This window comes from Pseudoalteromonas sp. T1lg122 (assembly GCF_002964825.1).
In the GTDB taxonomy this organism is placed as follows: domain Bacteria; phylum Pseudomonadota; class Gammaproteobacteria; order Enterobacterales; family Alteromonadaceae; genus Pseudoalteromonas; species Pseudoalteromonas gelatinilytica.
In genome coordinates this window covers 425,809-447,388 of the sequence record NZ_PQCG01000034.1, presented here as the reverse complement: position 1 = coordinate 447,388, position 21,580 = coordinate 425,809, and the positions used below count along the sequence as shown (strand labels likewise).

Here is a 21,580-nt window from a genome sequence, read left to right as displayed (position 1 = left end):
TAGTCTAGCTGTAACCTATTGGCTTGCAACGTAAGTTCAAAGCATAAGTTCAGTAAATTCTGCGAGCATTAAAAAAGCGCGATAACTCATTAGTTGTCGCGCTTTTTTAATGGAAATGACATTTAGGCTTTCAAGTTGTGTACGATTTTCTTATCGCCTTGAATCACGCTGCCACCTTGGTCGTAGGTCATCGATGATGGAGCGCCAATTAAAATATCTTTAAGTTGCTTGACACTTAGCTGTGCTTGATGAGCCGCATGGGCGTTTACATCGTTTTTCTTTTTGCAGCTAGTCAGTAGGGTGTTTACTTGTTTGATAAGTGCACTTACTTCGTCATCTTGCGATTCGTTGTGTGCAACAAGTTTTTGGACGTCTTTATCAATTGTTTGAATTTGCTGGAGCAAAGAGATTTTTTGTTGGGCAATACTCTTTAATCCTTCGCCACGCTTTGCAGCAATGGCTGTCAGTTCATCATCTAAAAGCGCAGCAATAGACTCCAAGCACGAAACTTGTTGTGTTAGTTTGCTAGCAATTAAATGATTATGATCAGCCATACACATCAAACTCGAATGCGGCGATGTTCTTCGCTAGTTTTTCAGCATCAATTTGGTATTTACCTTCACTGATTGCTTTTTTCAGCTCAGCAACTTTGTTGCTGTCGAAGCCTGATGACTGCTCAGCTTTTTCTTGCAAAGATTTAAGCTGTCTAGCTTGAGGAGTTAAGCTCACAGAATCTGCACTTGCTTTTGGTGCGGCCGATTTCGCAGCGGCTGCATTAGCATTATCTTTTTGTAAATCAAGCTTTTTTTGCTTGGTATTTGTCAACACAGAAGTTTGTTGTTGACCATTATTGACATTGCTTACCATAATTTTGACCTATACATTACCCAACATATGCCTTTATATCGGCGGGCACAGCGGATACTTTAGCATAAATATAAAAAATTAAATATTTACTTGTACAGACTCGACCCCATCCACACGTGCATTTAATACTTTACCTGATTTTTTGTTTTTTACACGTACTAATTCGTCTAACGTACCATCTTCTAAAGCAATTCCAGTGGTTTTAATTCTCAAACCGCCTAACGAAGCATAAATAGTAACGTTATCGCCTTTACAAACCATACAAACCTGGCTCATAACAATAGGTGTGCCATCACGTAAATTGCGCTTACTGCGACTACCAATGAGTATAGTCTCATCTTGTACATATTGCGTTCTGACAAATTGTTTAGGTTTCATTTCTAGGCGCAAGTGCTCTGCTCGAATAACCTCGCCACGTGCTAAATTAGTGGTAACAACAACCACAGGTTCGAGCTCTATAATGCGAACGTGAACGTATTGGGTCCAACTATTTAAGTCTTGGCACTTAAGTTGTACAGTTACCTGCCGATTAAAAGGAGGCTCTGTCGGTAACTCTTTGTTTATTGGTGACTCACACAGTCTCTCTGGAATGCGACCATCTAATGGTAAAGCACTAATTTGCGGTGTGGTGTCCAGATCAGGGAGCTGTTCACTAACAAAATCGACAGCGATTTGTTGAAGTTGCTCGTTATTATAAACTTCAGCCTGTAGTTGTGTTGCAAACAACAGGCTAGTAAGAAAATAAAAAACACTGTATCTTCGGCTTTTTTTTAACAAACTCATATTGTTTCGACTATGCTTATTGTTGAAAACAAGGTATAAATATTTTGCGTCAAAAAACAGACGCTTCGTAACCTTATGTAGCTTTAACACAAAGAAGGCAATTATTGTTCCAGCTCTGATTGTTTATCTTTAGGAGATTGAAATGGCAGGCATTTTAGACTCAGTTAACCAGCGTACTCAGTTGGTTGGGCAAAACCGCCTTGAATTACTATTATTCAAACTCAGAGGGCGACAACGCTTTGGTATCAACGTGTTTAAAGTAAGAGAGGTTCTGCAATGCCCACCACTTACTAACATGCCAAAATCAAATGCGTACATTCGTGGTGTTGCGCATATCCGTGGTCAGACTATCTCAGTGATTGATTTATCGATGGCTGTGGGTGGCCCTGCAATCGAAAACATTAAAGACAGTTTTATCATCATTGCCGAGTATAACCGTTCAGTGCAAGGTTTCTTAGTTGGCGGTGTTGAACGTATCGTTAATATGAACTGGGAAAAAATAATGCCGCCACCATCAGGTGCTGGTCGTTATTCATACCTAACAGCAGTCACAGAAATTGAGAACGAGTTAGTTGAAATTCTTGACGTTGAAAAAATCTTAAATGAAATTTGCCCAGTGAACACCGAAGTGAGTGCTGAGGTTGTTGGTGATGGCGAAATTCAGCGTGATTTAGGTGAGCGTATCGTCTTTATTGCAGATGACTCTGCGGTCGCTCGAAATCAAGTGAAACGAGCGCTTGAACCGTTAGGTGTGCAAACTGAGCTTGCTAAAAACGGTAAAGAAGCATTACTACGTTTACGCGAGATTGCTCAGCTGGATTGTAAAAATGATATCACTGAGCGCGTTGGCTTATTGATATCAGATGTAGAAATGCCAGAAATGGATGGTTATACACTGACCGCCGAAATCAAAGCAGATCCAAAATTATCACCTTTACATGTGATCTTGCATACCTCTCTAAGTGGGGTATTTAACCAAGCAATGATCGAAAAAGTAGGTGCCGATGATTTTATTGCAAAATTTAACCCAGATGAATTAGCAACAGCTGTGAAAAAGTGGGTTCATTGTGATTAATTATTTATAGGTGGTATTACTTTGGAAAATAAGCATTTACAACAAAGCGAATACGATCAATTCCGCTCTTTCTTAGAGCAACAATGTGGCATCGTGCTTGGTGACAACAAACTGTATTTAGTTAAAAGTCGTCTTGCACCGCTGATGGCTCGCTTTAATGTTGAGTCATTATCACAGTTGGTAAGTAAAACTTTAAGTCCTCACGAGAGGCAGCTTCGTGCCGCTGTGGTTGATGCGATGACCACCAATGAAACGCTTTGGTTTCGTGATCAATACCCGTTTGAATTATTGAAAACTAAGCTGTTTCCTGAGCTTAAAGATGTGCGTAGGCCACTTAAAATATGGTCAGCGGCAAGTTCATCAGGGCAAGAGCCGTATTCAATTGCCATGTCGGTTGCCGAGTTTCAGTCTAAAAATCCGGGAGTATTAAAAATGGGTGCGCAAATAATTGGCACTGATATTTCTAATACCATGCTTGATATGTGTAAAAATGCTGAGTATGACGCCTTGGCACTTGCTCGCGGTCTGTCGATGGAAAGACGTCAAAAATTCTTTAAAGACAGCGGCAATGGAATGGCTCAGGTTATTGACCCAATAAGAAAAATGGTCAGCTTTAGACATTTAAACTTATTGGATTCATACGCTTTAATGGGCAAGTTTGACATTATATTCTGCCGCAATGTGTTGATTTACTTCTCACCGGAAGTAAAAGCGAAAATCATTGCACAGTTTGCGCAAGCTTTAAACCCAAAAGGCTACCTGTTTTTAGGTGCGTCAGAGTCAATGGCGGGCTTAAGTGATAGCTTTGATATGGTTCGTTGTAACCCGGGTATCATCTATCAGAAAAAGTAAACTCTCCTTAGCAACCTAGTTCTTAGGTTGCTAAATAAACCTATTTTTCAACATCTTATATAATTAAAAATCACTCTTTATTTTTGGCTTACCTTTTGCATTATCCCCTGTAGAGTCAATTTTTTGGAGATGGTTATGGCTATCAGTTTTGATAAAGCATTTGGTGTTCATCCTCATGCGATGTTGATCCGTTCACAACGCGCTGAGTTATTAGCGACAAATATCGCTAATGCTGATACGCCGGGCTACAAAGCGAAAGATATCGATTTTGCCTCGGCATTAAAAGCGGCAAAAAGCAACCAACAGGGCGGCAACAGCATGGTTCGAACCGATGCAAAACATATTGCCGGAGGCAGTCGTTTTGTTGGTGGTGCAGAAATGTTTCGTACGCCAAATCAAGCAGATACAGGTGATGGTAACTCTGTTGATATACAAGTGGAACGAAACTTGTATGTACAAAACTCATTAGAGTATCAGGCAAGCCTGCAATTTATGAGTAGTAAAATTTCAGGCCTTAAAAAAGCCCTCGGTAGTCAAGGAGCTTAATCATGAGTTTGTATAATGTTTTTGATATTTCAGCAACCGGTATGACCGCGCAAAATGTTCGCCTAAATACCACAGCCAGTAATATCTCGAATGCGAATACGATTAGTTCTAGCCAAGACAAAACGTACCGAGCGCGCCATCCTGTTTTTGCCGCTGAGTTGACTAAAGCGTCATCATCACAAAGCAATCCTCAGGGCTCTTCTGTAGGCGTTAAAGTGTTAGGCATTGTAGAGAGCGATAAGCCACTACAAATTGAATATAACCCGAACCACCCAAGTGCGGATGAAAACGGTTATATCTACAAACCTAACGTTAATGTCGTAGAAGAAATGGCAAATATGATTTCTGCCTCTCGCTCTTACCAAACAAATGTGCAAGTTGCTGATGCAGCTAAGCAAATGTTAAGTAAAACACTGTTGTTAGGACAACGGTAATCGAGGATAAGTTATGAGTAACGACATCAGCTCTGCATCATCATCCTATTTGGATAGCTTGCGTTGGAATCAAAGCAATACGCAAACAACTGAAGAAGACAACAACACGCTTTCTCAGGAAGATTTCTTTTCGTTGTTAACACAGCAGTTGTCGTTCCAGGATCCGAGTAATCCAGCAGATAACGATCAAATGATTGCGCAAATGACGAACTTCACTATGGCTGAAGGTATTTCAAACTTAAATGAAAAGTTTGATTCACTCACTGCGTCAATGACATCGAACTCTGCATTACAAGCTTCAACACTTGTGGGAAAACAAGCACTGCTTGAATCTGACACCATTGATTTTGATGGTGAAAATGCAGCAAAAGGCTCGGTGGTTGCAGAAACAGCGGTTGAAACACTGACGCTGAGAATTACAGATTCATCAGGCCAGTTAGTACGCACCATTGATTTAGGCTCTCAGTCAGCAGGTGCACTGCGTTTTGAGTGGGATGGCAAAGATAACGATGGCAATGTACTCCCTGAAGGTGAGTATGACATCAGTGCTGAAGGCTATGTAAATGGTGACTACAGCAGCCTGCCAATGGCGACCTTTAAAAATATTGAAAGTGTCAATATCAATGGTAGCAGCGGCATTATCGTAAATACAAAAGAGGGTGCGGTTAGGCTGACTGATATAGCTGAAATCGCATAAGTAAAAAAAGGTTTGGGTTAGCTTAGGCTAAGAGATAGGTTAGAGGTGAGTTATGAGCTTCAATATTGCATTAACAGGTTTAGCAGCCGCGCAAAAAGATTTAGACGTTACCGCAAATAACATTGCGAACGTGAATACTACGGGCTTCAAAGAGTCTCGTGCAGAGTTTGCTGATGTGTACGCATCATCAGTATTTAGCTCTGGTAAAACAAAAAATGGTGACGGTGTAAGAACAACCATGGTGGCACAGCAATTCCACCAAGGTTCGTTATCATTCACAAATAACTCTTTAGATTTAGCGATTACGGGTGAAGGTTACTTCGCAATGGCTAATGACTTAGGTGCACAAGACTTTACTTATACGCGTGCTGGTGCGTTCAAACTTAATAAAGATAACTTTATTGTTGATGCGAGCGGCAATTACTTACAAGGTTTCCCTGTTGATGAAGCAACCGGTGATACAACCTCTGTTAGTTTAAGTACTTCATCTGCACTACAAATTCCTGATGCTTCAGGTTCACCGCGTGCAACGACGAATGTTTACTCATCATTTAACCTTGATTCGCGTGCCTCTGCGCCAACAGTGACACCATTTGATCCTGAAACAAGTGCGACTTACAACAGTTCAACGTCGACAACTGTATATGATTCATTAGGTGAGCCACATATTTTACAATTCTTCTTTGTGAAAACTGACTCAGCGACTACAGGTAATGAGAATGAGTGGGAAGTGTATGCAACACTTGATGAAAAGCCATTTGACTCTAGTGGTGTAGAGCAAACAACAACACCTTATACTCCATTAACTACATTCCAATTTGATGCGAGCGGTTTACCACTTAGCACGGATGGTGTAGCAAATACAGATACAACTTTTAATCCTTTAACCCTACCAAATGGTGCCGGTGCTGCAACAGGTCTATCTGATTTACTTTCTAATGGTGCGAGCTTCCCAGATGATGTAACAATGAACTGGCGTGATGAAGCGGCAACAGCGAATAAAGTACCAACTCAATATGCAAGTAACTTTGAAGTGAAAGCACTTGAGCAAGACGGTGCGACGGTAGGTCGTCTATCGGGTATTGATATCGGCTCTGATGGTAAAATTGTTGCATCGTATAGTAATGGTGATACCTCGTTCTTAGGTCAAGTTGCAATGGTTCGTTTTTCGAACTCACAAGGTTTACAGCAAGTAGGTAATACTTCTTGGAAGAAGAGTTTAACGTCAGGTGAGCCAATTGCTGGTGAACCAGGTTCAGGTACTTTAGGTTCAATCAACTCATCAGCACTTGAGCAATCAAATGTTAACTTAACGAATGAACTTGTTGATTTGATTAGTGCGCAGCGTAACTTCCAAGCTAACTCACGTGCGCTTGAGGTTAACTCAACGCTACAACAAAACATTCTACAGATCCGTTAATCTTAACGGCTCTAAGCATAATCCGACACGAAGGCTGCTCCCTCTATTGGCAGCCTTTTTTCATTCTAGCAGCTCATTTTTCTCTCCTATTTCAGCGTCAATTTTACTTTGGCACTTTTATTGCATTTCTTAGTTATCGTATTTTTAGTGAGTCAATGTTATGGACAAAATGGTCTACATTGCCATGTCGGGTGCTAAGCAAAGTTTGCGCGGTCTTGAGCTCAAGGCTAACAATCTTGCGAACGCTAACACCACTGGCTTTAAAGCTGATTTTGCACAAGCTCGCTCTATGCAAGCCTTCGGGGAAGGTCTGCCATCGAGGGTGTTTGCAATGCAAGAACGCCCAGGATCTAACATGCAATCTGGTGGTTATGTAGAAACTGGCCGTGAGCTTGATATTGCTATGAGTGACCGTGGTTGGTTGAGTGTACAAGATGCATCAGGCAATGAGGCATACACCAAAACAGGCACATTAAACATTACTCCAGATGGCGCGTTGATCACCAGCCATGGCCGTCAAGTAATTGGCGAAGGTGGTCCAATCATTCTGCCATTACCTATCGAGAAAGTTGAGTTTAGTGAAGACGGTGCTATTCAGGTTCGCCCGCAAGGTGCACCAGCGAACTTTTTAGAAGTGGTTGATCGCTTAAAAGTGATTGAGGCTGATAACACTCAGCTTGAAAAAGGTAATGACGGTTTATTTCGACCAAAAGAAGACATGCTGATCAATGACCTGTGTGGTTTTTGTGATATTTCGCCAAATGTGAAAGTACTATCGGGAACGCTTGAAATGTCAAACGTAAACCCGGTGCATGAAATGGTCGACATGATCAGCAATCAACGCCAATTTGAATTACAAGTTAAATTGATGAAAACAGCCGAAGAGCTCGATGAGCGTCAAGATCAGCTGTTACGCATTGTTTAAGATGACTGAGAGGGTAGAGTTATGAATCCTGCATTATGGATCAGTAAAACCGGGCTTGACGCCCAGCAAACCGATATTTCGGTGATCTCAAATAATCTCGCGAATGCCAGCACGGTCGGTTACAAAAAAAGCCGCGCCGTATTTGAAGATTTACTATATCAAAACATCAACCAACCAGGTGGTCGTTCGTCACAAGACACTGAAATGCCATCAGGCTTAATGCTTGGTGCGGGTGCCAAAGTGGTTGCCAACCAAAAGAACTTTTCACAAGGTAACATGCTTACCACTGAAAATTCACTGGACTGGATGATTTCAGGCCCTGGTTTTTTTGAAGTACAATTACCGGATGGCAACATTGCCTATTCGCGTAACGGTCAATTCACGACTGACGAAGATGGCCGCATTGTAACATCGGGCGCGGGTTTTCCTTTGCAACCGGAAATGAATGTTCCAGACGATGCGCAATCAATTACTGTTTCACAAGACGGTGAAGTGTCAGTGCGTATTTCAGGGCAACCAGACAACGTGGTCATTGGTCAGCTAACGATTAGTGATTTTATTAATCCATCGGGTCTTGAGCCTATGGGACAAAACTTATACACAGAAACCGCTGTAAGTGGTGCGCCTGTGCAAGGTAACCCAGGTATCGATGGTTTAGGTACGGTGGTTCAAGGTTCCCTTGAAACCTCTAACGTGAATGTAACTGAAGAGCTTGTTAACTTGATCGAAACACAACGAATTTATGAAATGAATTCAAAAGTGATTTCAGCGGTTGATGAAATGCTTAGTTACATTAATCAACAGCTTTAATGGGTAGGAGGCAGCATGCGTAATATTATCTTAGTCACATCGGCAGCATTAATGCTGGGTGGTTGTATGACAACGCAAAATCATCATGTGGTTCAGGATGACCCTTACTATGCGCCTATGTACCCTGAGCCAACAACAGAGCCGATGGTACCTACAGGGTCGTTGTTTGATAGTTACTCATCAAATGATTTGTACTCGGATAAAAAGGCACTGCGTGCTGGCGACATCATTACGGTTAAATTGCAAGAATCAACGCAAGCCACCAAAGCCGCTAAAACCGAGACCGACAAAGAAACGGACGCCAGTTTAGACCCTGTTATAGGCCTTGGCGGTAATCCGGTCAACATTGGTGGTGACAGCATTCAATTTGGTATTGGTTCTGGGGCATCATTTAAAGGTGACTCAAAGTCTAACCAATCAAACAGCTTATTTGGTGATATTTCTGTCAATGTGATGCGTGTTCTACCCAATGGCAACTTGGTTATTCGCGGTGAAAAATGGCTCACTTTGAACACAGGTGAAGAGTTTATTCGCTTAGAAGGTTTGGTTCGCCCTGAAGATGTTGCCGCAGATAACACGGTCACATCAAATCGTATTGCCAATGCGCGCATTCAATATTCAGGTAAAGGGCAAATTCAAGAAACGCAAAGTGCAGGTTGGCTGTCTCGTTTCTTTAGTAGTTCGCTTTTCCCATTTTAGAGGAATAAAGTCATGAATGGGTTTAAATACATCATCGCTCTTTGCTTAATTAGCCTGCAGTTTTCTGCACAGGCTGAGCGAGTCAAAGATGTATCTATGGTTGAGGGCGTGCGCTCAAACCAATTAGTGGGGTATGGTTTAGTGGTTGGTTTACCTGGCACTGGTGAGCAAAGCCGATTTACACAACAAAGCTTTAAAGCCATGCTGAATGGCTTTGGTATCACTTTACCTGATAGCTTAAAACCTAAAATTAAAAATGTTGCTGCTGTGGCAGTGCATGCTGAGTTACCAGCGTTCAGAAAGCCTGGTCAAACCATTGATATTACCGTGTCGTCTATTGGTAGTGCGGGCAGTTTACGTGGCGGTACATTGTTACAAACCTTCCTAAAAGGGGTTGATGGCAATACTTATGCAATTGCGCAAGGTAGTTTAGTGGTTGGTGGTTTAGGTGCTGAAGGGGCTGATGGTAGCCGTGTAATTATTAACACGCCAACAGTGGGTCGTATTCCAAATGGTGCTATTGTTGAACGTGCTATTAAGAGCCCGTTTATGCAAGGTGACTACATTACCTTCAATTTAAATCGTCCAGATTTCACAACGGCAAAACGCTTAGAGCAAACCATTAATGATTTAGTGGGTCCTGACAGTGCTCAGGCAATCGATGCAGCTTCAGTAAGAGTGTTAGCACCGCGTGATGCATCTCAACGTGTCGCGTATTTGTCTACCCTTGAAAACTTAGAGTTTAAACCGGCAGATACCGCAGCAAAAATTATTGTCAATTCGCGAACAGGCACAATTGTGATTGGCAAAAACGTGAAGCTACAGCCAGCAGCTATTACCCATGGTGGTTTAACGGTCACCATTGCTGAGCAGCAAAATGTCTCACAGCCAAATGCCTTAAGTGATGGTGAAACCACGGTTACCAATCAAAGCATTATTGATGTCAATGAAGATGACTCACGTGCTTTTGTTTTCAATCCGGGTGTTAATCTAGATGACCTCGTTCGCGCAATCAATGAAGTGGGGGCCGCGCCGGGGGATTTAATGGCAATTCTTGAAGCTTTAAAAGAAGCGGGGGCGATAAACGGGCAACTGGTTATCATTTAAATTAAAACGCGCTTTCGGGCGCGTTTTTTGTTTTTATACCTCTTAATCCTTCAGTGTATAAATATCAGTCAAAACCTTGACCCTGAAGTTACTCCACTCCTATATCCTTTATTAGCCATTCATTTATAAAGTTTTTTATTGGCGCAATTTTTGCATTTTAATTTTCATTATTAACTATTGTGTCAAAAAGCTGATGGATACTAATCATCTCGACAAGCAAAACTTTTTTGATTTAGGCAACTTAGACTCGTTACGTCAAAGTGCGCTAAAAAGTGATGCCTCTAGCGATGCGTCAAAAGAGGCGCTGAAAAAAGCGGCGGCACAATTTGAATCTATTTTCACTCAAATGCTGCTTAAAAGTATGCGTAAGGCAAATGAAGCGTTTGAAGATAAAGACAGCCCATTTAATTCAAGCGGTGTTAAGTTTTTTGAAGAGATGCATGACCAACAGATGTCGGTTGAGCTTTCATCAAAAGGTTCGCTCGGCTTAGCTGATTTAATTGTTCAGCAGCTCTCGCCAGATGGTAAACAGTTTACCCCGGGGTCTGTGCTTAGAACGACGGCTGAGTTTGATAGTGATAAACGCGCCCGCGGCGTAGCGAATGACAGCCACGACATTAAATCTGAGTCACAGCCTGTTGCAGATACATCAGCAAACGAGCAAACAGATAATCGTTTTGAAGATGCTGAGTCATTCATTAGCTCTATTTGGGAGCACGCAAAAAATGCAGCACAGAAGATTGGTTTAAACCCTGCAGTGATGGTGGCTCAAGCAGCCCTTGAAACAGGCTGGGGAAAACACATCATCAGCAAAGCTGATGGCACAAGTAGTAACAACTTATTCAATATTAAATCGGATAGAAGCTGGCAAGGTGACAAAGCGAGTAAAGTCACGCTTGAATTTGAACAAGGCGTGCCTGTTAAAAAGCAAGCTAGTTTCCGCTCTTATCAATCGATTAAAGACAGTGTTAACGATTTTGTGGATTTCTTAAATGAAAACCCACGTTATCAAGAAGCACTTAATAATACCGCAGAGCCTGCTGCCTTTTTAGATTCGTTACAAAAAGCAGGTTATGCAACTGATCCAAATTATGCCGATAAAATTAAGCAGGTATTGAAGCGTGTTGAGCTTCAAAGCGTCGCTGCTTCATTGGTACGTTAAGGAGTAGACCCTCATGTCATTTAGCTTATATGACATAGCAAATGCCGGTGTAAGAGCTAACTCTGAGCTTTTACAAACCACCAGTAAGAACATCGCCAACGTTAATACCGAGGGCTATGTACGTGAGCGCACTGAGTTCACAACCATGATCGATAACCAAGTAGGTCGTGGTGAAACGTATCGTTTACTGAATGAATTTGCGCAAAAGCAATTAAATAGAGATACCTCAAATAAAGCATTCTTTGATCAGTTTGTGACAGAAGCAAGCCGTGTAGATAGCTTGTTCTCAGAAGAGTCAAACAGCTTATCAACTAGTATCAACTCGTTTTTTAACAATGTACAAGAAAGCTTAAATCAACCGTCATCAACAGTTGCACGCTCATTAGTAATGACAGATGCACAAAACTTGATTGATCAAATGGACAGATTATCGAGCATTGTGGTCGACCAAAAAGCGGTGGTGAATGAGCAGCTAGAAATTTTTTCTGAAGAAGCCAATAACCTGATCCAAAATATCAGTGATCTAAATACTAAGATTGCCTCAGTTCACGGTACTGATCGTGAGTCAGTATCAAGTGGTTTATACAATGAACGCGATAAAGCGATTCGTGATTTATCTGAGCTGATTGATATTGAAACACTCGATGGTAATAACGGCGAAAAACAAGTGTATTTAGGCTCTGGTCAAGCACTTGTCATGCAAAGTGGCTCATTTAACCTATTTTCATTCAGTGGCGATCCTGATCCTAATTTTAAAGAACTGAGACTCGATGTGAACGGTGGCAAAGCTGTGCCGCTTGATGTCGATGTGAGTAAGTTAAAAGGTAAAATTGGCGGCTTGTTGGCGTTTCGTGACGATATTTTAGTGCCAGCGCAAAACCAACTTGGTCAAATGGGATTAGCGTTAGCTGATGCCTTTAATCAGCAAAACCGTTTAGGTATGGACGCTAATGGTGAAATTGGTGGTGATATATTTGCAATTCCAACCGTTGATGCGTTTGGCTATCAAGCTAATACGGGCACATCAACAATGACGGCAACGGTGGAACCAGGTAAAGGCAGCGAATTGCCAGCGAGTGATTTTATTATTACCTATACCAGTGCAACCACCGTTGAAATTCAGGCAATCGATAACAAAGGCGAACCTATTGGCACTGCGTCAACAGCCAATGTAACGGCAGGAGTGATTGACTCATCAACCATCACTGGCGGTGAGGCATTTGGCTTACAGCTTAATGTATCAGGCACAGCAAATACTGGTGACCAATTTATGGTGAAGCTAAATTCACAAGCTGCAACGACCCTAGAGCTTGCAACTGAGCGCCCTGAAGACCTAGCGTTAGCATCACCTATTCGAACTGCGAACGATATCAATAATACCAGCGATGCAAGTATTTCTGCTGGCACAGTGTCTGATATTGATAACTCAACGGGGATCACGGTTGGTCCACCACCGAGTTTGGCGAATGGTGATATCACACTCGTGAAAACGGCGAATGCTAACGAATATCAAATCACAGACGGCAACGGTACATCGACGTTTACCATAACACCGCCTGCTGAGAATATTCTTGCTCAAGCTGGGGCACCTTATGATACCTACGGTTTTGACTTCAATATTGAAGGCTCACCTGCAACAGGGGACACCTTCACACTTGAGTTTAACACCGGGGGTTTTGATGATAACCGCAATGGCTTGCTATTAGCTAATTTACAAAACGGTGAGCTAGTGCGTCAAAATGTTGAAGCAAGTAGTACTGCTGATAATCATAAAACCTTTAATCAAGCTTATTCGGCCATTGTCACTGATATTGGTGTTGTGACCAGTCAAGCTCAAACCAATGGTGCGGCTTTTACAGCATTGGCTGATCAGTCTGAAGCTTGGTATGAATCGCTATCAGGTGTAAACCTTGATGAAGAAGCTGCTAACTTACTTCGTTTTCAACAATCGTATGCAGCATCAGCACAGGTACTTGCAACAGCACGTACTATTTTTGACACCTTATTAAGTGCGGCGAGGTAATTATGCGTATTTCAAATAACATGATGTATAAGAATAACCTTAATTCTATTCTTAACTCACAGCAAAATGTTAATAAGGCACAAGAACAGGTTAATACTCAAAAGCGCGTATTAACTGCTGCTGATGACCCTTCTGCCACGGCTCGGGCTTTACTTTATAACGATCGCATTCAAGGCAACGAGCAGTTCACAAAAAATATCACTATGTTGAATAGCCGTTTAACGACAGAAGAAAGTGTACTGCAAAATATTAAAGGTGCACTTGAGTCTGCGTATACGTTATCTATTCAAGCAGGTAATGGTGCCTATAGTGATATCGACCGTGAAGGGATCGCTGAAGAAGTTAAGGCACTGCAAAGCACTGTACTTGATCTAATGAATGCAAAGACCGAAGACGGTAAGTTTATCTTTTCGGGCTATCAAGATAACACTCCTTCTTATAGTTACAATAGTACGTCTGGTCGCTATGAATATGGTGGCGATCAGGGGCAACATAAAATCAAAGTGGCTGAAGGTGTAGAAATCAAATCAAGTGACAATGGTTTTGATACGTTCGAAAAAGTAAATGCACGTCTAAATGTGGCCTCAAACGACGGCACTGTTTCAGGCGGTATTACAAGCTCAAAAATTTATGTTACTGAGCAAGCAGATTTCGATAAATTCCACCAAGCTAATTACAACGCTGATCCTGCTGCGGCTGCAAATGCCAATACATTAAGCTTTATTACCACTACAGGTACACCTAATACTTATGTGGTACAACAAGCGGGTGTAACAATTGACAGCGGCAGCTTTGAAAACGGTAAAATCGAATATCAAGGTATGGAAATTTCTGTTTCGCCTGTTGCAAACGGCCAAATCGATGTAGACCTTGAAGCACCACAAAAAGAAAATGCGTTAAATACCTTGGACGATCTGATTGCAGGACTCACAAATCCTAATTTAACCCAAGATGAGTTTGATCAGGTTTTAGCGGATGCCATTGTACAACTCGATAATGCCAAAAATCAGGTTTCTCTTGTTCAGGCTGGCTTAGGTGGTCGGTTAAATACGGCCAAGAAAATCGAACAATCTAATAGTGACTTAGATACCAGTAATAAAGCAGCAAAAGCGGAACTCGTTGAGCTTGATATGGCTGAAGCGATTACTGAACTGACCAAACAAGAAACATCACTGCAAGCTGCACAAGCAACATTTGGCCGTTTGGCTAACCTATCATTATTTGATTACTTATAATTTATCTAGGTTAAGCTCATTTTATGAGCTTAACCTATAAAACCTACCTTAAGCTTTCCACTTAAACAGCTGTTTTAACGCACTCTTTGTCGCGTTTTGAGCTTCAGCAATACTTCACAGTAACGATTTTAATGACAACCAGAAGCTATGTTTAGTTAAAAATATTAAATATTTTTCATTTAAATACAGTGTGTTAAATAAAAAATGAAAAATTGTTTAAAAATTCACTAAAGGATTTTTTGAGCGGACCGATAACTTAATTAACCAAGCAGAGTAACAAATAACAGTTACCGCTTAATTAGAGTAAGTTTGAGAGTAAATGATAAGTTTACTTCGGGAGAAATATCATGGCACTTTATGTAAATACAAATGTTAGTTCATTAAACGCTCAAAGACAATTAATGAATTCTGGTAACTCACTTGATACTTCATTCAAGCGTTTATCATCAGGTCTTCGTATCAACAGCGCAGCTGACGATGCGGCTGGTCTACAAATTTCTGACCGTTTAACATCACAAATCAACGGTCTTAACCAAGGTAACCGTAACGCGAACGACGGTATCTCTTTAGCGCAAACAGCTGAAGGTGCACTAGACGAAGTAACATCAATGTTCCAACGTATTCGTACTCTTGCACAACAAGCGTCGAATGGTTCAAACACTGATGAAGACCGTTTAGCGATTCAAGAAGAGATTCGTTCATTATCAGCAGAGGTTAACCGTGTAGCTGAAGATACAACATTCGGTGGTCAAAACCTTCTTGATGGTACTTATGATGCTAAATTCCAAGTTGGTGCTGATGCAGTTCAAACTATCGGCTTCAGTATGCAAAACGTAGGTGGTACAGCTGCGACAAACAGTATCTCTACAAATGGCGGTTTCACGTTATCTGGTATTGCTGGTGTAGCGAGTGCTGTAGGCGGAAAAGGTTTAACAACGCTAGCGGCTGGTGTATCTGATATCTCTGGTTCTGCAATCGGTGCAACAAGTGACTTCCAAACTAAGTTCAGAGAAACATCTATCAGTGTGTCATCTCAAACAAATGCACAATACGTGTTAGCTGGTATGGATGCGATGATTGCGGTAGTTGATAAAAAGCGTGCAGAGCTAGGTGCGGTTCAAAACCGTTTCCAATCAACAATTCGTAACCAAGCTAATATCTCTGAAAACTTAAGTGCAGCTCAGTCTCGTATTAAAGATACAGACTTCGCGACTGAAACAGCTAACTTAACTAAGATGCAAATCTTACAACAAGCTAGCCAAACAATCTTGAGTCAAGCTAACCAACGTCCTCAAGCGGCATTAAGCTTACTAGGTTAATAGTTGGGAATTTGAGTTAAAGTGAAGTCAAAACTTTGACTTAAAGAAAAGCGCCTTTGTCTAATGGGGTATTAACAAAGGCGCTAAGATAGGATTATAAAGCGGAGGCGCTCAAAATCCTGACAGTAGTGTTCTAACATTTGTAAGAACATAAAATATAAAGCACAGATTATGCCATAATTTGTGTTATTAAACCCACTCTTAAACTTATCTCTCTTAAGGCTCCTAAATGGAGCCTTTTTTCATTCCTTTTTTAATCTTAATTAATAGTTGGCCTATTAATTGCTCTATTTACTTCAAGTTAATTAACTAACAAGCAAAGTGGCAGTTTTTTGCCCCAGGCGACTTAGATTTGCCGCTGTAAGGGTCACTTTGTCAAATTCACTTTTAAATAAGTGACTTTACTTTGACAGATAAGAAGAGAGTTTATTATGGCTTTATATGTAAATACTAATGTTAGTGCATTAAACGCACAAAGACAGTTGGATAGAACAGGTGGCGATTTAGATACCTCGTTTAAACGCCTTTCATCAGGCTTACGTATTAATAGTGCAGCAGATGATGCGGCTGGTTTACAAATTTCTGACCGTCTACAATCACAAATTTTGGGTTTGAATCAAGGTAACCGAAATGCGAATGATGGTATTTCACTTGCTCAAACAGCTGAAGGTGCATTAGATGAAATTACATCGACTTTTCAGCGTATCAGAACTCTAGCTCAACAAGCCGCTAACGGCTCGAATACTGATGAAGATAGACTGGCAATCCAAGAAGAGATCCGTCAACTGTCTGCAGAAGTAAACCGAATTTCAACCGATACTACTTTCGGTGGTCAAAACTTATTAGATGGTACTTATAAAGCTAGCTTCCAAGTAGGTGCTGACGCTGTTCAGGTTATTGGCTTTAGTATGCAAAATGTTGGCAGTACAGCGGCTACAAACAGCGTTTCAGCGAATGGTGGCTTCACTATGTCTGGTATCGCGGGCATTGCTTCAGCTGTTGGTGGTAAAGGTTTAACAACACTTGCTGCAGGTGTATCAGAAATTGCTGGTTCAGCTATCGGTGCTACAAGTGATTTCGCGACCAAATTTACAGAAACAGGTATTAGTGTATCTTCACAGACTAATGCACAGTATGTTTTAGCGGGTATGGATGCGATGATTGCGGTCGTTGATAAGAAGCGTGCAGAGCTAGGTGCTGTGCAAAACCGTTTCCAATCAACAATTCGTAACCAGTCAAATATTTCAGAAAACTTATCTGCTGCAAAATCACGAATTAAAGATGCTGACTTTGCTTTAGAAACAGCTAATTTGACTAAAAACCAAATTTTACAACAAGCAAGCCAAACAATTTTAGGTCAAGCAAATCAACGACCTCAAGCGGCTTTAAGCTTGTTACAAGGCTAAAATTAAAAATTAGTTAAAAAAATTTACAAATAAAGCTAAAGCTTTCGCTTTATCGTCCGATAAACGAGTTAGAGAACTATCAATCTAGGACTCTAAGTCGGTTAAACAGCAGGGTAGGGGTATCCCGCTGTTTAGCTATAAAATGATAAAGCGGAGGCTAATATGGCTTTATATGTAAACACTAATGTGAGTTCTTTGAACGCACAAAGACAGTTAAGTAAATCAGGTACTTCACTTGATACTTCTTTCCAACGCCTTTCATCAGGCTTACGTATTAATAGTGCAAAAGACGATGCTGCAGGTATGCAGATCGCTAACCGTTTAACAAGCCAAGTTAATGGTTTAACGCAAGGTAACCGAAATGCGAATGACGGTATCTCTTTAGCGCAAACAGCTGAGGGTGCACTAGACGAAGTAACGTCAATGTTCCAACGTATTCGTACTCTTGCACAACAAGCGTCGAATGGTTCGAATACTGATGAAGACCGTTTAGCACTTCAAGAAGAAATTCGTTCACTTTCTGCAGAAGTTAACCGTGTTGCTGAAGATACAACGTTCGGTGGTCAAAACTTACTTGATGGCACATACGATGCTAAATTCCAAGTAGGTGCTGATGCTGTGCAAACTATCGATTTTAGTATGCAAAACGTAGGTGGTACTGCTGCAACAAACAGTATCTCTACAAATGGCGGTTTCACGTTATCTGGTATTGCTGGTGTAGCGAGTGCTGTTGGCGGTAAAGGTTTAACAACGCTAGCTGCTGGTGTATCTGATATTGCGGGTTCTGCTATCGGCGCAACAAGTGACTTCCAAACTAAGTTCAGAGAAACATCTATCAGTGTTTCATCTCAGACAAATGCACAATACGTGTTAGCTGGTATGGATGCGATGATTGCAGTAGTTGATAAAAAGCGTGCAGAGCTAGGTGCGGTTCAAAACCGTTTCCAATCAACAATCCGTAACCAATCTAATATCTCTGAAAACCTAAGTGCTGCGAAATCACGTATCCAAGATACAGACTTCGCGACTGAAACAGCTAACTTAACTAAGATGCAAATCTTACAACAAGCTAGCCAATCAATCTTAAGCCAAGCAAATCAACGCCCTCAAGTAGCGCTTTCACTACTAGGCTAATATTTGTTTTATAAGTCACTTCAGGCTCAGGAAATTTGCTTCGAAGTGGCTTATACTTACCGAGTAAGATATTAAGAGGTGTTACTATGATAGATCTTAATTCAACGCAAAGGTCTAATGATAACCTTACTGCCGGTGGAAATTCTGCAAATTTAAAAGCCGAAATAGATGATATTAAAGCAAATAAAGGCACAGAAATTGCTGGTAGAGAGCCCGTGGATATTGAACAAGTTTCAAAAAGAAATGAGCAAAAAGACAAAAACGATCTAATTGCCGAAGTAAAACAAAACCTTGAAAAACTCAATAGCTATATCCCAGTTACATCAACAAATTTAATTTTTGAATTTGATGAAAAGGGAGATCCACCCATTATCAAAGTTCTTGATAAAGAAAATGACGAAGTAATTCGAGAAATTCCAACAGAAGAATTTCGTGAAGTGGCTAAAGCTTTAGAAGAGTTTGCCGATAAATTAAGCAATAAAGGTTTGTTGTTCGATAGAACGGCATAGCAATTAGTATTTTAGGAGTATTACTATGGCATTAATTACATCTGCTGGGGTTGGTTCTGGACTTGATCTGGAAAGCATCATCAGTGCGACACTATCAGCTGAGAGTACCCCTAAATTAAATGCGCTCGCTGAAAAAGAAGAGTCTTTACAGGTAGAGCTTTCGTCTTTAGGCGAAGTTAAATCTGCAATGTCAAAGCTTCAGGATACTATTGAAAAGTTAGCTGATATAGATAACTTTAACAAGCGAATTGCGAACATTAAGCAACCGACCAGTGATGATGGCGACCTCATATCAGTAACACCAACTTCAGATATTTCACCTGGGGACTTCAATATTGAAGTGGTGGAGCTTGCTCAAGGTAGTCGAGCGACATCTAATGCTGGCCTATTTACCTCAACAGATGATGTTGTTACTGCTTCTGGTGGTACATTGTCTTTTTCTGCAGGTGACAAGAGCTTTGACTTAACACTCGATGCGGGTGCAACGCTTGCTGATTTACGTGATGCAATTAATGATTCAGACGATAACTTTGGTGTTACTGCTAATATCATTAACACGGGGACTGAATCAAAGTTAGTTCTCACATCAAATGTATCAGGTGCAGGTAATGATTTAGTTATTACCAACGATACGGCCGAACTTGATAATGTTTCAACACTTGCTAATGATGGCGTTACTGCAGGCGGTATTGCAATTGCTTCAGGTGATGAAGCTAAAAGTGCAGAAATTAAAGTGGATGGTATTTCAATTGTTAATGATACCAATACATTTAAAGATGCTGTACAAGACATGACAATTGTTGCAAAGCGACAAAGTGTTGACGGTGAAACGGCAAAGTTATCTGTAAACGTTGACACTGAAAGTGTTACTAAGCTAGTTGATGAGTTTATCGCGAACTATAATAACCTAATAGGTCAAATAGGCCTACAAACGCGTGTAGGTAAACCTCTAAATGCAGATTCAACAATTCGTTCATTCGATTCTCAATTAATTAATGCTCTTTCAACACCTATTACGGATGCAGGTCCGTTTTCAAGTATCTTTGATATTGGTTTAGGTGTTGATAAAGATGGTTACTTGGAAAAATCTAGCCTAGTCCGTAGCTTAAATGAAGCTATGGATGAGAATTATGATGATATTGGCAAGGCTTTTGCAGGTGAAAATGGGATAGCAAAACAATTAGAGTCTCTTTTTGACAATTATTTAGACTCTAAAGGAATCATGAATCAACGAGAAACTAACTTAAATTCTCAACTTGATGACCTAGAAGATGATGTTATTAATCATGAATATAGAATGGAAGAGTTAGAAGCAAGACTTCGCCAGCAATATGCAGGCTTAGATGTGTTGTTAGCGCAAATGCAGTCAACGCAAACGTACTTAAGTGCACAACTATCTAGTCTTCCAGGATTTACTAAGTCATCATCATAAAAGTTATTTTTCTCTTTGTTTAGGCATATAGGTGAACCATGTACAACGCAAAAGTTAAAAATTATCAAAAGGAAGCACTTAAAACTCGCATTGCAGGTGCTGACCGTTACGAAATCATTCAAATGCTAATGGCTGGCGCTATTGAAAAGATGGTGCTGGCGAAAGTGGCAATTGAAAAAAGACACCTTGAAGCCAAAAGTGAGCATCTATCAAAAGCATCAGCGATTCTTGAAGCGCTAAGAGGATGTTTAGATTTTGAAGTAGGTGGAGAGGTTACTGAAAACCTTTATGCATTGTATTCGTACATGATTGACCGGTTGTTAGATGCAAGCATTAAGAATGATCCTGAAATAGTGACTGAGGTCTCTAACCTTCTTAAAGAAATTAAGTCAGCGTGGGATGCCATTCCGCATGATGTTCGTGAAAAAACACTTTTAGATAATGGTGTAGACGCGAATGTTGGATAATCAATTAGCTGACTTTGAGAAGCAAATTGATCAAATCAACTCATCATTAATCAAGGAAGATTTTGAACAATGCGAATCTTCTTTTAAAAAATTAGACCATGACATTAGAACTTATTTTGATCAAAATGCTCCCTTAGTTGATTCTAATGTTGAGGTTTATCAAGTATTTTATGATAAGTTCGTTGATTTAGTGACTAATTTAGAAAACCGAAAAAAAACATTAGCCAAAACGATAGCGTCCCAGTTACGTACCAAAAAGAAGCTCGATGTTTATAAAAGTATCAAGTAGGTAAAAAATGACCAAACTCCCCTCTGTTGAGGCTCAAATCGAGTCCCTTTCAAATAAAATCGATGAGACAATTGAGCAGCAAAGAAGAGAGCAAGAGTTCGCGGATAAGGCAAATTCTAAGTTTGAAGAAAATCTTTTAGCGTTTAAGCAATATTTCCCTGAAATTTTTGAAAAATTCCTTAAATACGAACCAAGTGAACACTTTCAATTTATTCTAAACGACAATGGCACTGCGAATATTATTGATTATGAAACAAGAGTGCCTATGTACTCTTCAGATCCTATTAAGCAAGCTGTTGAGCAAGTTCATAAAAACCTCGAAAATCCAATTTAGGCAAAACCGATCACTCAGCTATTTCATCTGTAGAGAATCCGTTAGATTTTATTCA

At 40.6% G+C, this 21,580-nt stretch carries 24 protein-coding genes; 21 read left to right on the top strand and 3 right to left on the bottom strand.

What is annotated here, in order from left to right:
* Window positions 1-122: 122 nt before the first annotated feature.
* The 3 genes from flgN to flgA form a co-directional block, all read right to left on the bottom strand.
* Window positions 123-554, bottom strand: a complete 432-nt coding sequence (gene flgN / locus C2M33_RS20230) for a flagellar protein FlgN (RefSeq protein WP_063706507.1) — start codon at window positions 552-554, stop codon at window positions 123-125.
* Entirely contained in the window at window positions 547-867 is a 321-nt protein-coding gene (flgM, locus tag C2M33_RS20225; RefSeq protein ID WP_063706509.1) for a flagellar biosynthesis anti-sigma factor FlgM, read from the bottom strand. Before flgM ends, flgN begins: the two co-directional genes overlap by 8 nt.
* A gap of 78 nt (window positions 868-945) precedes the next feature.
* Window positions 946-1,650, bottom strand: coding sequence for a flagellar basal body P-ring formation chaperone FlgA (gene flgA, locus C2M33_RS20220; RefSeq protein WP_105175248.1), 705 nt, complete (start codon window positions 1,648-1,650; stop codon window positions 946-948).
* A 142-nt stretch (window positions 1,651-1,792) separates the two neighbouring features.
* Here flgA and C2M33_RS20215 point away from each other — a divergent pair, with 142 nt between their 5' ends.
* The 21 genes from C2M33_RS20215 (at window position 1,793) to C2M33_RS21435 (ending at window position 21,525) form a co-directional block, all read left to right on the top strand.
* A complete protein-coding gene (locus C2M33_RS20215; RefSeq protein WP_063706513.1) occupies window positions 1,793-2,725 on the top strand; it encodes a chemotaxis protein in 933 nt (310 codons plus the stop codon).
* A gap of 21 nt (window positions 2,726-2,746) precedes the next feature.
* Complete coding sequence (locus tag C2M33_RS20210; protein WP_063706515.1) at window positions 2,747-3,577, top strand: CheR family methyltransferase; 831 nt, start codon at window positions 2,747-2,749, stop codon at window positions 3,575-3,577.
* 135 nt (window positions 3,578-3,712) lie between these two features.
* The gene (flgB, locus tag C2M33_RS20205; protein ID WP_063706517.1) at window positions 3,713-4,123 is read left to right on the top strand and encodes a flagellar basal body rod protein FlgB; all 411 of its coding nucleotides are present in this window, start codon (window positions 3,713-3,715) and stop codon (window positions 4,121-4,123) included.
* 2 nt (window positions 4,124-4,125) lie between these two features.
* Window positions 4,126-4,557, top strand: a complete 432-nt coding sequence (gene flgC, locus C2M33_RS20200) for a flagellar basal body rod protein FlgC (RefSeq protein WP_063706519.1) — start codon at window positions 4,126-4,128, stop codon at window positions 4,555-4,557.
* A gap of 13 nt (window positions 4,558-4,570) precedes the next feature.
* The gene (locus C2M33_RS20195) at window positions 4,571-5,254 is read left to right on the top strand and encodes a flagellar hook assembly protein FlgD (RefSeq protein ID WP_063706521.1); all 684 of its coding nucleotides are present in this window, start codon (window positions 4,571-4,573) and stop codon (window positions 5,252-5,254) included.
* Between the two features lie 52 nt (window positions 5,255-5,306).
* On the top strand, window positions 5,307-6,674 hold the full coding sequence (gene flgE, locus C2M33_RS20190; RefSeq protein WP_063706523.1) for a flagellar hook protein FlgE: 1,368 nt from the start codon (window positions 5,307-5,309) through the stop codon (window positions 6,672-6,674).
* 160 nt (window positions 6,675-6,834) lie between these two features.
* Entirely contained in the window at window positions 6,835-7,599 is a 765-nt protein-coding gene (locus tag C2M33_RS20185; RefSeq protein ID WP_063706524.1) for a flagellar basal body rod protein FlgF, read from the top strand.
* Between the two features lie 21 nt (window positions 7,600-7,620).
* On the top strand, window positions 7,621-8,409 hold the full coding sequence (flgG, locus tag C2M33_RS20180) for a flagellar basal-body rod protein FlgG (RefSeq protein ID WP_063706526.1): 789 nt from the start codon (window positions 7,621-7,623) through the stop codon (window positions 8,407-8,409).
* Window positions 8,410-8,424: 15 nt separating this feature from the next.
* The gene (flgH, locus tag C2M33_RS20175) at window positions 8,425-9,108 is read left to right on the top strand and encodes a flagellar basal body L-ring protein FlgH (RefSeq protein ID WP_063706528.1); all 684 of its coding nucleotides are present in this window, start codon (window positions 8,425-8,427) and stop codon (window positions 9,106-9,108) included.
* Between the two features lie 12 nt (window positions 9,109-9,120).
* Entirely contained in the window at window positions 9,121-10,215 is a 1,095-nt protein-coding gene (locus tag C2M33_RS20170) for a flagellar basal body P-ring protein FlgI (RefSeq protein WP_054553304.1), read from the top strand.
* Between the two features lie 193 nt (window positions 10,216-10,408).
* Window positions 10,409-11,377 carry a flagellar assembly peptidoglycan hydrolase FlgJ gene (gene flgJ, locus C2M33_RS20165; protein WP_063706530.1) on the top strand — a complete coding sequence of 323 codons (969 nt, stop codon included), beginning with the start codon at window positions 10,409-10,411 and terminating at the stop codon, window positions 11,375-11,377.
* Between the two features lie 13 nt (window positions 11,378-11,390).
* Window positions 11,391-13,400: a flagellar hook-associated protein FlgK gene (gene flgK, locus C2M33_RS20160; protein WP_063706532.1), complete on the top strand. Its 2,010-nt coding sequence runs from the start codon at window positions 11,391-11,393 to the stop codon at window positions 13,398-13,400.
* A 2-nt stretch (window positions 13,401-13,402) separates the two neighbouring features.
* The gene (gene flgL / locus C2M33_RS20155; protein ID WP_063706534.1) at window positions 13,403-14,635 is read left to right on the top strand and encodes a flagellar hook-associated protein FlgL; all 1,233 of its coding nucleotides are present in this window, start codon (window positions 13,403-13,405) and stop codon (window positions 14,633-14,635) included.
* A 347-nt stretch (window positions 14,636-14,982) separates the two neighbouring features.
* Window positions 14,983-15,954 (top strand): flagellin N-terminal helical domain-containing protein, encoded by a 972-nt coding sequence (locus C2M33_RS20150; RefSeq protein ID WP_063706536.1) that lies wholly within the window; start codon window positions 14,983-14,985, stop codon window positions 15,952-15,954.
* 431 nt (window positions 15,955-16,385) lie between these two features.
* Entirely contained in the window at window positions 16,386-17,360 is a 975-nt protein-coding gene (locus C2M33_RS20145) for a flagellin N-terminal helical domain-containing protein (protein WP_063706538.1), read from the top strand.
* A gap of 162 nt (window positions 17,361-17,522) precedes the next feature.
* A complete protein-coding gene (locus C2M33_RS20140; protein ID WP_105175247.1) occupies window positions 17,523-18,494 on the top strand; it encodes a flagellin N-terminal helical domain-containing protein in 972 nt (323 codons plus the stop codon).
* Between the two features lie 86 nt (window positions 18,495-18,580).
* On the top strand, window positions 18,581-19,003 hold the full coding sequence (locus tag C2M33_RS20135; protein WP_063706542.1) for a flagellar protein FlaG: 423 nt from the start codon (window positions 18,581-18,583) through the stop codon (window positions 19,001-19,003).
* Between the two features lie 25 nt (window positions 19,004-19,028).
* Window positions 19,029-20,435 (top strand): flagellar filament capping protein FliD, encoded by a 1,407-nt coding sequence (gene fliD / locus C2M33_RS20130; RefSeq protein ID WP_063706544.1) that lies wholly within the window; start codon window positions 19,029-19,031, stop codon window positions 20,433-20,435.
* 38 nt (window positions 20,436-20,473) lie between these two features.
* On the top strand, window positions 20,474-20,902 hold the full coding sequence (gene fliS / locus C2M33_RS20125) for a flagellar export chaperone FliS (protein WP_063706546.1): 429 nt from the start codon (window positions 20,474-20,476) through the stop codon (window positions 20,900-20,902).
* Entirely contained in the window at window positions 20,892-21,191 is a 300-nt protein-coding gene (locus C2M33_RS20120; RefSeq protein WP_063706548.1) for a hypothetical protein, read from the top strand. The genes fliS and C2M33_RS20120 overlap by 11 nt, the downstream gene beginning before the upstream one ends.
* Before the next feature lie 7 nt (window positions 21,192-21,198).
* Complete coding sequence (locus C2M33_RS21435; protein ID WP_105175246.1) at window positions 21,199-21,525, top strand: hypothetical protein; 327 nt, start codon at window positions 21,199-21,201, stop codon at window positions 21,523-21,525.
* Window positions 21,526-21,580: the final 55 nt, after the last annotated feature.